The sequence below is a fragment of the Sphaerospermopsis sp. FACHB-1094 genome (assembly GCF_014696195.1).
GTDB classification, from domain to species: domain Bacteria; phylum Cyanobacteriota; class Cyanobacteriia; order Cyanobacteriales; family Nostocaceae; genus Sphaerospermopsis; species Sphaerospermopsis kisseleviana.
The window spans coordinates 1-12,475 of record NZ_JACJPT010000138.1 but is presented as its reverse complement, the minus strand read 5'-3'; the positions used below and the strand labels follow the sequence as shown (position 1 = coordinate 12,475).

17 protein-coding genes are annotated in these 12,475 nt (G+C 34.7%); 9 read left to right on the top strand and 8 right to left on the bottom strand.

The annotated features are described in order from the left end of the window. The coding region (locus H6F47_RS24570; protein ID WP_190651423.1) for a helix-turn-helix domain-containing protein at nt 1-165 on the bottom strand (165 nt) is incomplete at its 3' end. 125 nt (nt 166-290) lie between these two features. On the opposite strand from H6F47_RS24570, the gene H6F47_RS24565 reads away from it, so the two are divergent. From H6F47_RS24565 to H6F47_RS24550, 4 genes are all read left to right on the top strand, one after another. Continuing rightward, the gene (locus tag H6F47_RS24565; protein WP_096569955.1) at nt 291-710 is read left to right on the top strand and encodes a hypothetical protein; all 420 of its coding nucleotides are present in this window, start codon (nt 291-293) and stop codon (nt 708-710) included. Beyond that, on the top strand, nt 697-909 hold the full coding sequence (locus tag H6F47_RS24560; RefSeq protein ID WP_096569953.1) for a hypothetical protein: 213 nt from the start codon (nt 697-699) through the stop codon (nt 907-909). The genes H6F47_RS24565 and H6F47_RS24560 overlap by 14 nt, the downstream gene beginning before the upstream one ends. Nucleotides 910-984: 75 nt before the next feature. Continuing rightward, a complete protein-coding gene (locus H6F47_RS24555) occupies nt 985-1,524 on the top strand; it encodes a Uma2 family endonuclease (RefSeq protein ID WP_190651421.1) in 540 nt (179 codons plus the stop codon). 152 nt (nt 1,525-1,676) lie between these two features. Beyond that, a complete protein-coding gene (locus H6F47_RS24550) occupies nt 1,677-2,216 on the top strand; it encodes a Uma2 family endonuclease (protein WP_190651419.1) in 540 nt (179 codons plus the stop codon). A gap of 148 nt (nt 2,217-2,364) precedes the next feature. Here H6F47_RS24550 and H6F47_RS24545 read toward each other — a convergent pair whose 3' ends face one another. Together H6F47_RS24545 and H6F47_RS24540 are read right to left on the bottom strand one after the other, a co-directional pair. Further along, a complete protein-coding gene (locus tag H6F47_RS24545; protein ID WP_137669054.1) occupies nt 2,365-3,861 on the bottom strand; it encodes a pitrilysin family protein in 1,497 nt (498 codons plus the stop codon). 250 nt (nt 3,862-4,111) lie between these two features. Next, nucleotides 4,112-5,719, bottom strand: coding sequence for a pitrilysin family protein (locus H6F47_RS24540; protein ID WP_137669053.1), 1,608 nt, complete (start codon nt 5,717-5,719; stop codon nt 4,112-4,114). 150 nt (nt 5,720-5,869) lie between these two features. On the opposite strand from H6F47_RS24540, the gene H6F47_RS24535 reads away from it, so the two are divergent. Then, nucleotides 5,870-6,484, top strand: a complete 615-nt coding sequence (locus tag H6F47_RS24535) for a TetR/AcrR family transcriptional regulator (RefSeq protein ID WP_190651417.1) — start codon at nt 5,870-5,872, stop codon at nt 6,482-6,484. 51 nt (nt 6,485-6,535) lie between these two features. Here H6F47_RS24535 and H6F47_RS24530 read toward each other — a convergent pair whose 3' ends face one another. The 3 genes from H6F47_RS24530 to H6F47_RS24520 form a co-directional block, all read right to left on the bottom strand. Further along, entirely contained in the window at nt 6,536-6,988 is a 453-nt protein-coding gene (locus H6F47_RS24530; RefSeq protein WP_137669052.1) for a DUF4332 domain-containing protein, read from the bottom strand. Between the two features lie 216 nt (nt 6,989-7,204). After that, entirely contained in the window at nt 7,205-8,002 is a 798-nt protein-coding gene (locus tag H6F47_RS24525; RefSeq protein WP_190651415.1) for a PhzF family phenazine biosynthesis protein, read from the bottom strand. 66 nt (nt 8,003-8,068) lie between these two features. Continuing rightward, nucleotides 8,069-8,641, bottom strand: a complete 573-nt coding sequence (locus H6F47_RS24520) for a Uma2 family endonuclease (protein WP_190651413.1) — start codon at nt 8,639-8,641, stop codon at nt 8,069-8,071. Nucleotides 8,642-8,803: 162 nt separating this feature from the next. Here H6F47_RS24520 and H6F47_RS24515 point away from each other — a divergent pair, with 162 nt between their 5' ends. After that, nucleotides 8,804-9,064 carry a type II toxin-antitoxin system ParD family antitoxin gene (locus H6F47_RS24515; protein WP_137669028.1) on the top strand — a complete coding sequence of 87 codons (261 nt, stop codon included), beginning with the start codon at nt 8,804-8,806 and terminating at the stop codon, nt 9,062-9,064. Between the two features lie 141 nt (nt 9,065-9,205). Here the strand turns inward: H6F47_RS24515 and H6F47_RS24510 are convergent, their stop codons facing one another. Further along, a complete protein-coding gene (locus H6F47_RS24510) occupies nt 9,206-9,286 on the bottom strand; it encodes a XisH family protein (protein WP_242027488.1) in 81 nt (26 codons plus the stop codon). Nucleotides 9,287-9,573: 287 nt separating this feature from the next. On the opposite strand from H6F47_RS24510, the gene H6F47_RS24505 reads away from it, so the two are divergent. Then, nucleotides 9,574-10,806, top strand: coding sequence for a hypothetical protein (locus H6F47_RS24505; protein WP_190651411.1), 1,233 nt, complete (start codon nt 9,574-9,576; stop codon nt 10,804-10,806). Between the two features lie 99 nt (nt 10,807-10,905). Then, nucleotides 10,906-11,394, top strand: a complete 489-nt coding sequence (locus tag H6F47_RS24500; RefSeq protein ID WP_190651409.1) for a hypothetical protein — start codon at nt 10,906-10,908, stop codon at nt 11,392-11,394. A gap of 225 nt (nt 11,395-11,619) precedes the next feature. On the opposite strand, the gene H6F47_RS28220 is transcribed toward H6F47_RS24500, so the two are convergent. Further along, on the bottom strand, nt 11,620-11,715 hold the full coding sequence (locus tag H6F47_RS28220) for a type II toxin-antitoxin system HicA family toxin (RefSeq protein ID WP_300002105.1): 96 nt from the start codon (nt 11,713-11,715) through the stop codon (nt 11,620-11,622). 270 nt (nt 11,716-11,985) lie between these two features. Between H6F47_RS28220 and trxA the strand changes: the two genes are divergently transcribed. After that, entirely contained in the window at nt 11,986-12,303 is a 318-nt protein-coding gene (gene trxA, locus H6F47_RS24490) for a thioredoxin (protein WP_096569930.1), read from the top strand. Nucleotides 12,304-12,475: the final 172 nt, after the last annotated feature.

The following is a 12,475-nucleotide window of genomic DNA, read 5'->3' as shown; positions in this document are numbered from 1 at the left end:
GGGAAATTTGATTTTGTCTTCTGGTTGCAGTTTGTTATGTAATAATACCTGTTGACAAAGTGCTAAACCTTGATTCCAAGCGTGTCTGGCTACTCCTGCGTGTTGCGCCAGTAGTAGTCGTTGTTGCTTGTTAACTTTGAGTTGGGTTTTGAATCCTAGTAGCATACAGTGATTTTACTGTAATTCTGTCACAAAGCAAAAGATGACAGGAAATTTTCAGTAAATGTGAGTATTTGTTAGGATTGGTTAAGAAAACAGTAACTAGCTACTAACCTTTTTTATTTGGTGTTATGGGTCTTGCTTTTGGTGCTTTTGCTGCTTATGCTGCGGGAGGTAAGAATAGACAAGCAGCTAAACATTACAAAAAAATTGCTAATGAATTAAGTGATAAATATACCAATTTAGAAAAAGGATATCATCAACTTACTGATGAAAATAATCAAAAGATTGGTGAATTAAATCAGGCTAGAGAAGTAATTGCACAAAACACACAAATTATTGATGAATTAACAAGTAGATATGACAATCTAGAGCAAGAATATCATCAAATAACTGATGAGAATAAACAACATCTTCATAATTTAGCTAATTCTCAAGAATTAATTACCAGAAATAAACAGGTTATCGGTGAATTAAATGATAAATTTGGAAATTTACAGAAAAAATATGATGAACTTATTAATGGAGATTTATTAGATGAGCCTAACTAACTATAATGCCATGTCTGATGCTGAATTAAAGCAATATTGCCTCAAACATCGTGGAGATAAAATTGCTTTTCAAACATATTTAGACCGAATCAATCAGCGTCCTCAGAGAATAATTGCTAGTTTCAATGATCCTGATTTTGATGAAAAAGTACAAGCAGCTATTCGTGAAAAACTAGAAAGAAATCGTCAAAATATGTAATAGTAATATTCTACTATTTGCAAAAAATTAGATTAAAATATTAACATTGCCTCAGTATTTCAGGAGAAAACCATCATGTCTTTAACCGTGAAAGAACTAGAAGAAATACAGACAGCATATCCAGATTATCGCATGGAATTAGTAGATGGGAGTATCATTATTATGAGTCCGTCGGCTTATGAACCAGAAGAAGTAGGTACTGAGTTTGCGCGAATTTTAGGAAACTGGGTTAGACCTCGTAAACTAGGCCGTATAGTGGGTTCTAGTGCGGGTTTTAAATTACCAAATTCTGATTTACGTGCGCCCGATGTTTCTTTTGTTCGTGCTGAGAGACTGAAAATATCAACAGAAGATTATGCCGAATTAGTTCCTGATTTGGTAGTGGAAGTAAAATCTAAAACTGATTCTATAGATAAACTGAGAGAAAAGATTCAAGAATTTATTAAATTAGGTTCACAGGTGGGAATTTTAATTAATCCTAAAACTAGAACATTAGAAGTTTCTCGAAATGGTGAAACAGAAATTTTCAAAGATGGTGATATTTTAACATTGCCTGATTTATTACCTGGTTTTGAATTGGTCATTTCAGAAATTTGTCCTCCTGTTTTTGAGTAGTGTCGATAATTAGTCCTATATGTATTGTTTCTGCAATATTATTAATAATAATATCATCTTTAACCTAAAATTGAACACATCAGATATAATCAAATATAACAATACACAAAAATCAGCAGAGTATTTCCGTAGTATTTCAGGAGAAAATCATCATGTCTTTAACCGTGAAAGAACTAGAAGAAATACAGATAGCATATCCAGATTATCGCATGGAATTAGTAGATGGGATTATCATTATTATGAGTCCGTCGGGTTATGAACCAGAAGAAGTAGGTACTGAGTTTGCATCTTTGTTAAGAAACTGGGTTAGACCTCGTAAACTAGGCCGTGTCGTGGGTTCGAGTGCAGGTTTTAAATTACCAAATTCTGATTTACGTGCGCCCGATGTTTCTTTTGTTCGTGCTGAGAGATTGAAAATATCAACAGAAGATTATGCGGAATTAGTTCCTGATTTGGTAGTGGAAGTAAAATCTAAAACTGATTCTATAGATAAACTGAGAGAAAAGATTCAAGAATTTATTAAATTAGGTTCACAGGTGGGAATTTTAATTAATCCTAAAACGAGAACATTAGAAGTGTCTCGTGATGGTGAAACAGAAATTTTCAAAGATGGTGATATTTTAACATTGCCTGATTTATTACCTGGTTTTGAAGTGGTCATTTCAGAAATTTGGCCTCCTGTTTTTGAGTAGTTTTGATAATGGAAATTGGCAATTAGTAAATAGACAACAATTACCAATCACCAATTACCAATTACCAATTACCAAGTTTTAAGTTTTCAAACTCACACCAAACAGTATTGAACTGCAAATAGGTTGATTTTGGTGTTGATTTTGGTGTTTATTTCTGTGCTTGGGTTTGAGAACCGGGAATAGTAACATCTATGGGTGTCACTGTAGCTGCTAACTGAGTTAATGGTGGTTTAATAGCGGTTTGATTTCCCACTACTAGGGTAACTAAATTTTCTGGTTTGAGGTATTTTCTGGCCACTCTTTGTACATCTGCTGTTGTGGTTGCAGTGACAGCTTTTTGATAACGAAACAGAAAATCAGCGGGATATCCATAATATTCGTAGCGCATTAATCGAGATAAAGTTTGACTGGGATCTTGAAAATTGAATACAAAAGAATTGAGGGTAGATTCTTTGGCATAATTTAATTCTTTTTCTGTTACTCGTTGATTTTGTATCCGTTTAATTTCTGTTTTCAATGCTTTCACAAACTGTACTGTAGCATCAGAACGAGTTTGTCCACCAGAAATAAACATTCCCGGATAATCGAAACGGGGACTCCACATACCATATACAGAATAAGCTAAACCTTGACGCGATCGCACTTCATTAAATAATCTTCCCCCAAATCCATTTAACACCCCATTCATGACACTTAATGCAGCATAATCAGGATTATCGAAAGTTCCCCCCAAATGTCCAATGAGAATATTACTTTGTGTGAGTTGGGGTTGATTAACAAAAAATACACCACCTAAATTAGCTGATGATACTTGCGGTAGTTGCGTTTTAGAAATATTAGGGTTAGGTTTCCAGTCACCAAACTTTTCTTGAATGAGCGATCGCATTTGTTTGGGGTTAAAATCTCCTACAATTCCCAAAATCATATTATTGGGATAATAATATTGCTGGTAGAATTTAACCACATCTTCACGGTTAATTTGATCCAGAGTTGCATATTCTACCGTGCGAGAGTACGGGCTTTCTGGACCATAGATTAATTTTCTAAACTCCCGACTAGCAATATCATCTGGATCATCATTGCGACGAGCAATACCACCCTTAACTTGAGTTTTAATCAAATCTAACTTTTCTTGAGCAAATGCTGGTTCTCGCAACACTTCAGCAAATAACCCAAAAACCGTTTCTAAATCTTCAGTCAAACTGTCAAAACTAGCAGTACCAGCAGTTTCACTCATCTCTGTTTCAACAGAAGCTGCTCGTTGTTCCAGTATCTCATTTAATTGATCTGGAGAATTTTTGAGAGTACCACCAGTTCGCATCAGTGAACCAACAACATCCGCTAACCCAACTTTATCACCTGATTCCCAACGGCTACCAGTTTTAACCAGAGTTGTGCCACTGACTAAAGGTAACTCATGATCCTCAATTAAATAGACAACCAAACCGTTATCTAATACAAACCGTTCATATTTCGGTAATTTAATTTCCGACAAAGGAGTAAACTGTAAATCTGAATAATGCTTTGCTGCTGCCGTCGCTACCCAAGAAAAATTAAAAGTCAGCAGAAAAGCAATCACCAAAGCGGAAATAAACCGCCAACTCTTAGAAAACTTCAATGAAAACTTCAACTTCTTAACCTTCACATTTAACCTCTCTTCTTCCTTTGTGTACTTTGTGTACTTTGTGTACTTTGCGGTTCATAACTCTTATTTTGCAGGGAATAGGGAATAGGGAACGGAGCAGAAGGCAGGAGTTTTTTATTTTGGATTTTGGATTTTGGATTTTGGATTGTTTTTGTGATCTCCAATCTAAAATCTAAAATCTAAAATCTAAAATTTTCTTCCCCAGTCCCCAGTCCCCAGTCCCCAGTCCCCAGTCCCCAGTCCCCAGTCCCTATCCTTGCTTCGACAACAACTTACCCACAGTGCGATTTTCTGGGGTAAAAGTTGCCTGAGCTACCCGTTGAATATCCGCAGGTGTAACTTTAGCAATATCATCCAATTGTTTAAACAAATTTCGCCAAGAGCCAGTTTTGACTTCATATTCCAATAATTGCTGCGCCATGCCCATATTAGAATCTAAACTGCGTAATAAACCCGCTCTAGCTTGGGTTTTCACCCGCTGTAATTCTGTTGCTGATACAGGTTCTGTTTTCAATTTTTCAATTTCTTTACCCAGGGCGATCGCCAATTCATCAACTGTATGTCCTGGTGCTGTCAGGGCATAAAATAACATTAAATTCCCATATTTATCACCAGGAAAACCACTCAGACCTTGAGCAGCTAAAGCTAACCGTTGTTTTTCAATCAAAGACTTATAAAGTCTGGAAGTGCGTCCATCACTTAATAAACTGGCCATAATGTCATAAACTGCATTATCAGGATCAGTGATAGCGGGACGGTGATAACCTTCAAAATACCAAGGTTGAGAAGATAACTCTACAGTAATTTCTCTGGGTTCATTTTGTTTCGGTTCTAAAGGAATTTTTGCCTGTGCTTTAGGTTTAGACTGATAACGTCCAAAGTAAATTTTGGCTAATCTTTTCACCTCATCCGGGTTAACATCACCGACAACAGCAATGGTTAAATTACTGGGAACATAATAATTATCAAAAAATTGTTTGACATTTGCTGGTGAAAGATTACGGATATCTTCGTCATAACCTATTACCGGTCTTCTGTAGGGATGGACCTTAAAAGCAGTATCCATAAATTTTTCTACCATGAAACCGACGGGAGAATTTTCTACACGCATCCGTCGTTCTTCTAAAATTACATCTCTTTCTTTATAAAACTCCCGAAAAACAGGTTCTAAAAATCGCTCTGACTCTAAAGACATCCACAGTTCCAATTTATTAGCGGGAAAACTGTAAAAATAACGAGTAGCTTCACTAGAAGTAGTAGCATTTAAACCTACACCTCCCGCTTGCTCAACAATTTTACCTATTTCGTTTTGCTTAACCAACTTCTGAGCCTGATTTTCTAATGATTTAAACTCAGTTTGTAGCTTTGCTAAGTCTTCTGTTTTATTTTGAGCTTTGGCGGTTCTAATTTGCTGATCTAATTGTTCTAACTGGTTTAATAATGGTTTTTCGGCTTGATAGTCTGTTGTACCAATGCGTTTTGTACCTTTAAAAGCCAAATGCTCTAAAAAATGCGCTACTCCTGTTTGGCCATCAGGTTCATCTATACCACCAACATCAGCATAGGTGACAAAGGAAACTACAGGGGCTTGATGTCGTTCTAAAACTATGAATTTCAGCCCATTATCGAGGGTAAATTCTGTTAACTCCTTCACCACCCGATCTAAATAAGGTTGAATGGAAGTTTGCTGGGGTTGCAGTGCTAAAGCTGCTGGGGTAGTGAAACTCACACCAAATATCAGCACCACTAAAGCAACTGCCAACAGACGACTGATAACATTGGAGAATGGAGACTTTTTCGTTTTATCCTTTAACCAATCCAAAATTCCAAATCTAAAATCCAAAATCGACTGTTTCATAGCAAAAATTAAAGTAAATTTACACTTCTTGAGAATTAGGTTAATTAGCAAACAGAGAGTTAATCTTATATTAAGCTTTCTGCGCTTTTTGGATTTGATGTTAGACAATATTGCTACAAGTCGTGTTCCTGAGATATAGCAATAACTACTATGCGAGTTTTTCATTCTCTCCCTCCCTCAGAAGCTCAAACCCGTGATCGCATTCTTCAGGCGGCACAGCGGTTATTTGCATCTCAGGGATTTGATGGTACTACAACCCGTGATTTAGCACAGGCCGCAGGTGTGGCTGAGGGTACGCTCTTTCGTCATTTTGCCAATAAAAAGGCAATTTTGGTAGAGGTGGCGACAAATGGCTGGGTGGAAATTCTCACAGATTTGTTGACAGAATTGAGTGAAATGGGTAGTTATAAAGCTGTAGCCCAGGTAATGCGCCGTAGAATGTGGAATATGCGGAAAAATGTGGACATGATGCGAGTTTGTTTCATGGAAGTGCAGTTTCATCAAGATTTGCGCGATCGCATTCAAACCGAAGTCATTGATAAAATGACAGATGTGGCAGAAGCATTTTTTCAAACGGCAATGGATAAAGGAATCTATCGCCAGATGGATGCTAAATTAGTGGCTAAGGTGTTTTTGGGAATGTTTGCGATCGCAGGTTTTTCTGATAATACCCTCATCGAACCCAACGCATCACCCCAAGAAATGCAACAGATGGCTGAAGGTTTGGCTGATATTTTCTTAAATGGTGTGTTAGTTAAGGAGTAGGGACTGGGGACTGGTGACTGGGGACTGGGGTGAAAAATTACCAATTACCAATTACCAATTACCAATTACCTTTGCTTGTTGACTCCATTGTTGCACCAATTCCACAGCCGGACATAAATCACGTCGTTGAAAAGTTGCTACTTGCAAACGCATAATTTGCTGATGTAATTTATGGCTAGGAATTTCCGCCAATTGCACAACAGAAATGACACCCGCATGAAGCAATAAACCACAATATTGAGTACCCACACTGGGAAGACGTGCCAGATCCGCTAAAGCCACCCATTTATGAACATATTGAAGATTGACTTGTAATTTACTTGCTAATGCAAGTTTAGCTGCTGGTGTTTTCCCTTGTTTAACTAAATCCAGTGTAGTTTTGATATCACAACTTTGCAATTTTAAAAGTTCCTCTGGACTTAATCCTGGTAAATTTTCAATCGGCCAGTCACAAGGTTTGAAGACACTTTTATTACTTTTAATCTTTATCTGTTTAGTAGACATTGGGTAATTGGTAATTGGTAATTGGTAATTGGTAATTGGTAATTGGTAATTGGTAATTGGTAATTGGTAATTGGTAATTGGTAATTGGTAATTGGTGAGAATTGATATTTGATATTTGATAGTTAATTAGGAAATATAAAATTGATTACCCAGTCACCAGTCACCAGTCACCAGTCACCAGTCACCAGTCACCAGTCCCCAGTCACCAGTCCCCAGTCACCTGTCACCTAATAACTCACCGCGCATTACAGTTATAGCTTGTCCTGCTAAAAAAACGCGATTTTCACCAGGATAATAAACTTTTACTACTCCACCACGACGAGAAGCTTGATAAGCTAAAAACTCATCTTTTTTTAACCTTTCACGCCAAAATGGTGCTAAACAACAATGTGCAGCACCAGTCACCGGATCTTCATCAATACCCAAACCAGGAGCAAAAAACCGCGATACAAAATCATATTCTGAATCACCTATACTGGTAACAATTACATTAGCAATAGGCAACTTTTTCATCTGTTGAAAATTCGGCTGCATTTCCCGCACTAATTCCGCAGATTCAACTTCTACTAAATAACCTAGAGAATTGAGGTAAACAGATTTATAATCTATTCCTAAAACTTCACTTAATGCTGATGGTGGTTCTGTGGTTTGGGAATAATTTACAGGAAAATCTAACTCAATCCAATTATCTTTTTTCTGAGCGATTAATAAACCACTTTTTGTATAGAAACGGGCTTCTTGTTCTGGTGATAAATGACCTTCTGACCATAATACATGGGCGCTGGCTAAAGTGGCATGACCACATAAAGGAACTTCTACTGATGGGGTAAACCAACGCAGATTAAAACCGTCATTTTCTCTGATCAAAAAAGCCGTTTCTGATAAATTCATTTCTTGGGCGACTTGTTGCATCCAGTCGTCTGGTTGGGGAGTTGTTAATACACAAACTGCGGCGGGGTTGCCTGTAAATGGTGTATGGGTGAAAGCATCAACTTGGGTAATTTTTTTGGTCATGTTTTGGGTGATAATGAGATTATTTGCATAATATCATTGATTGATGGTTACAGCAGAAATTGAAGCTTATCGACTAGGAAAATTAACATCTTCATAAACATCGGTTAAAAGACAGTTAAAATTTACGCTTGTTAACTCCAATTGTTGATTACCTCTATAAATATAAAGTTCCCATCTTCCTTGATTATTGCGACGAAAACAATCAACTCTTTGACGATTTTGGCTCACTAAAACATATTCTTGTAATGTTTCTAATTCTTGATAGTCAATGAATTTATCACCTCTATCAAAGGCTTCAGTTGCAGGTGATAAAACTTCAATAATTAAACTTGGATAGCGTTTAAAATATTCAAAATCTGTATCTCTTGGATCGCAAGTTACCATGAGATCAGGATAATAGAAAATATCCAGAGTTTCAATTCTTGCTTTCATATCAACAACATAAAGACGGCATCCTGTACCGCGAATATGATTTCTTAAAAGAGCAACTAAATTAGTAGTGATTGTCACGTGGGCATCACTAGCACCTGCCATTGCGTAAATTTGCCCTTGAATATATTCATGTTTAATAGGACTGGATTTTTCAGCTTCTAAGTATTCTTCTGGGGATAAATATTGGTGAGATTGGGCAAGAGTCATATATTTTATGGTTAATAATAGATGAGTTTTTAGGTGTGTTTATAGTATAGCAAATTTTGAGGTATAGCAAATTTTGAGATTTTTTTATTTCACGCAAAGACACAAAGGAAGAGAAGTGTTATAAAATATAAAATATATATAGGTCAAATACCAGAATAAATCATGAATATCCAAATTGAACCGGAATTAGAAAAAATTATTCAAGCGCAAATTGCCACAGGTAGGTATGCTAACCCTGAAGATGTGATTAGTAAAGCTTTGAAATTGCTTTTAGAGTGGGATAAGGGTTATCAGCAGTGGGTAGAAGAAACACGGGAAAAGGTTGATGTTGCTATTGAACAATTGGATAGAGGGGAAGGTATTGAGGGAGATGTGGTAATTGCACAATTGCGGGATAAGTTGCGTCAAGCGAGAGAGAGATAAGTATGAAAACACATATTATTTCTCCAGAAGCTAGTCGTGATTGATCAGAAATTATTGATTATTTTGCCAATAGAAATATTGATGCTGGAGAGCGTTTTATTGATGAGTTTGAAAAGAAGTGTAAGTATTTAATTAATTACCCTAAGGATCATCAGTAATTAACCAACTATCCTTTTCTAAGGCTATTTTAACAGTATTGTGAAATATATCTTTTGCTGACATAAAAAGTTAAAGTGATATTTTTTATTAAATTATACCTGAATTTTTAAGTAATGCCTCTATATTATATTCGTAGGTTGGGTTAAACAAAGTGCAACCCAAGGCAATAACATTATAAAGATGTTGGGTTTCGTTCCTCAACCCAACTTACGTACTTGTATAATAAAAATTAATATGATAAGCATTTGTCCTGATAGTAAATATTTTAGTTTCGTTATAATATTAACTGAGTTGTTATATATCTTTACCAATACAACTTTACCTAATTAGTTACTGAAAGGGGTATTTGTATGATTACCATTGCTATCTTGATAGGTATTATCTTAATTTTGAGTTATCTTTTATTTAAAGAACATAATCAACCGCAATTAAATATTGATACACAAAATGTTCAGAATGTGGCTAAATATAATTTAATCACTAAAGTTTTTTTAGATATATTTTCTCAGTTTAAACATTTGAATAAAAAAGTTGAGATATTGACTGGTGATAATGAATCTTTACAAAAAGAGATTCAAAAGCTAGAACAACAAATTAATACTTTGCTTCAAGAATATCAAACAACTTTAGAGTTAAATAATAAGTTACAGATACAAAATACTATTTTTACACAAAGAAATCAAGATTTAGAAACTAACCAAAAATCCTTTATTCAAAAGTTGGGTGGTATTGTTTATAAGGAGAATTTAGAAGATAAAACATGGGATTTAGTTCTAGATAAAGTTCAGGTGTTAATGAATGAACGCAATGAAACTGTAATAAAACTTCAAGCGATTAACCAAGATTTTGAAGTTATTAAACAGACGAATGAGATTCTTCTTAAAGAAAAGAATACTTTTAATCAATCTCTGGAAGTTCTCAAGTCTATCATCGCTACAAAAGAAAATGAGATTAATTCATTAACACCAAAGTTGAGGGGTTTAGAATTTAGATGTGAAGAGTTAGTTAAAGATTTACAGTCTAGAACTGATAATAATATTGAGTTGGAAAAAATCAAAAATGATTTAAAAAATCTTCAAGATGAGATAATTCACAAGGATAATTTAATTCAGAGTTTGGAAATAGAAAAGAGTGAGAATTTACAAAAGATATCTTTATTAGAAGCAAGTGTTATTACTGAAAAATCTACTTGTGAATTACTGACACAAGAGAAATTGAGTTTGAATAGTCGTGTGCAACAATTAGAAGGTGAAATTGAAGTTTTAAATAATAAACCTATAGATATTAATATAGAAAGGTTAGAATCTGAGATTCTTAAAAAAAATAATCAGATTAAGAATTTAGAAGATGAGAAAAATCAAAATATTCAAAAAGTAAAGCAGTTGGAAATAAGCGTTACTGAAAAAGAATTAGAGTTAAAAACAACTATAGAAGATAGTAATAATCGTATTCAAGAATTAGAAGAGGAAAGAGATTCTTTAACTGCTGATTTAAGAGATTTTGAATGGGAATTAAGTGTATTAAAAAGTAGTGGTACTAGCGTTTTAATTGCTCAAAAAGATACTGTGATTAAAAAATTGTAATCTGAAAAATCTGAAATTCTTGAACGTCTCAATGAATTAACAAAGAATTTTAATCAGAAAGAATACCAATTAAAATTAGTTATAAAAGAGAAAGATGATATGATTAGAAAATTGGCATTGAAACCTGTAGATAATTCACTTAATATTTCACTGAATTGTAATATTACTCGACAAGAATCTCAAATAACAATAATTGAACAAGAAAATACATATCTAATTCCTCCCATAGAAGTTTTGGAGAAGTCTCCAAAAGAATTAGAGTATTATTTAAAAGATTTAGAACAATATGCAGATGATCTAGAACAGTATGCAGATGATTTAGAACACTATTATTTAGAGGAGTTGCAAAAACAAATTGATGAGAAAGATGATGATATTAGAAAATTGACATCTCACATAAATCTTATTTTGGAAGATGAGTATTTAAAGGATTTACAAAAAGAAATTAGTGAAAAAGATGCTCGTATTACAAAACTAAAATCGAAAAATAATACATATATTACAATTATCGAGTCGTTAGAAGATGATATTTATGAACAAGAATCGAAGCTGAAAGTTATCAAATCATGTCCAAGAGATTGGTTATAGTAGATAATTAATTTATGATTCATCAGCTAATAATTCTGCTAATATATAGGACTCATATTTGATTTTTGAAAAAAATCCGTACACCTAAATTCTCTGAAACCCTTTTGCATATTACCTTTTGCGTTTTATCTGACTACGCAAACAATTTCAGGTATCAAATATTATTCCTATATTAAAAATTGCCGAACTTGATAAGGAATAGCTTTACCATTGCAATTTTGTAAGTTAATTAATAAGTTCTGGGATAGTTGGATGAGTAAAAATGTGATGACTACCGTTGATACGTGATAAAGAAAAACCAAAGGCTTCAACTAAAGTCACTAAATCATCAAATTGAAGATTTCTAGGTTTTGTCTCCCTTGCTCACTTTGAGCGTTTTTTCTTTTTCCCCTACTTATTGAGCCGATACGGATTTGATCACCACAAAAAAAGAAAATGTTTAAATTTAGAAACAATACTTAATAAATTTATTGAGAACATCAACCAATATCAAGAAACCGCAAAATTTCTCAAGAAAAAATAAAATTCCACCGATTCTAATTTCTAAGAACTACCATTAAAACAAACAATCAAAAATTGGTGTGTGCCATCATGACAACTAAAAAGCAATTTAACAGCTTTGAAGAAATGCTCTCTGGTTCTGATGTACCAGTGTTAGTAGACTTTTACGCTGAATGGTGTGGTCCTTGTCAGATGATGGGACCAATTTTAGAACAAGTGAATCTGCAATTAAAAGACCGTTTACGAATTGTCAAAATTGACACTGAGAAATACACTCAATTAGCTAGTCAATATCAAATTGCAGCTTTACCAACCTTGGTATTATTTAAGAATGGTCAACCTGTAGATAGAATTGAAGGTGTACTGCAAGCACCACAATTAATTCAACATCTGCAAAAACTGGTTTAATTTGGTGATTGGTGATTGGTGATTGGTGATTGGTGATTGGTGATTGGTGATTGGTGATTGGTAATGGGTAATGGGTTATTAATCTTCCCAGTCCCCAGTCCCCAGTCCCCAGTCCCCAGTCCCCAGTCCCCAGTCCCCAGTCCCCAGTCCCCAGTCACCAGTCACCAGTTTT

Excerpts from the sequence above, each read along its gene's own strand:
- H6F47_RS24565 (WP_096569955.1), top strand. The coding sequence starts at position 291 with ATGGGTCTTGCTTTTGGTGCTTTTGCTGCTTATGCTGCGGGAGGTAAG.
- H6F47_RS24560 (WP_096569953.1), top strand. The coding sequence starts at position 697 with ATGAGCCTAACTAACTATAATGCCATGTCTGATGCTGAATTAAAGCAA.
- H6F47_RS24555 (WP_190651421.1), top strand. The coding sequence starts at position 985 with ATGTCTTTAACCGTGAAAGAACTAGAAGAAATACAGACAGCATATCCA.
- H6F47_RS24550 (WP_190651419.1), top strand. The coding sequence starts at position 1,677 with ATGTCTTTAACCGTGAAAGAACTAGAAGAAATACAGATAGCATATCCA.
- H6F47_RS24540 (WP_137669053.1), bottom strand. The coding sequence starts at position 5,719 with ATGAAACAGTCGATTTTGGATTTTAGATTTGGAATTTTGGATTGGTTA.
- H6F47_RS24535 (WP_190651417.1), top strand. The coding sequence starts at position 5,870 with ATGCGAGTTTTTCATTCTCTCCCTCCCTCAGAAGCTCAAACCCGTGAT.
- H6F47_RS24530 (WP_137669052.1), bottom strand. The coding sequence starts at position 6,988 with ATGTCTACTAAACAGATAAAGATTAAAAGTAATAAAAGTGTCTTCAAA.
- H6F47_RS24525 (WP_190651415.1), bottom strand. The coding sequence starts at position 8,002 with ATGACCAAAAAAATTACCCAAGTTGATGCTTTCACCCATACACCATTT.
- H6F47_RS24520 (WP_190651413.1), bottom strand. The coding sequence starts at position 8,641 with ATGACTCTTGCCCAATCTCACCAATATTTATCCCCAGAAGAATACTTA.
- H6F47_RS24515 (WP_137669028.1), top strand. The coding sequence starts at position 8,804 with ATGAATATCCAAATTGAACCGGAATTAGAAAAAATTATTCAAGCGCAA.
- H6F47_RS24510 (WP_242027488.1), bottom strand. The coding sequence starts at position 9,286 with ATGTCAGCAAAAGATATATTTCACAATACTGTTAAAATAGCCTTAGAA.
- H6F47_RS24505 (WP_190651411.1), top strand. The coding sequence starts at position 9,574 with ATGATTACCATTGCTATCTTGATAGGTATTATCTTAATTTTGAGTTAT.
- H6F47_RS24500 (WP_190651409.1), top strand. The coding sequence starts at position 10,906 with ATGATTAGAAAATTGGCATTGAAACCTGTAGATAATTCACTTAATATT.
- trxA (WP_096569930.1), top strand. The coding sequence starts at position 11,986 with ATGACAACTAAAAAGCAATTTAACAGCTTTGAAGAAATGCTCTCTGGT.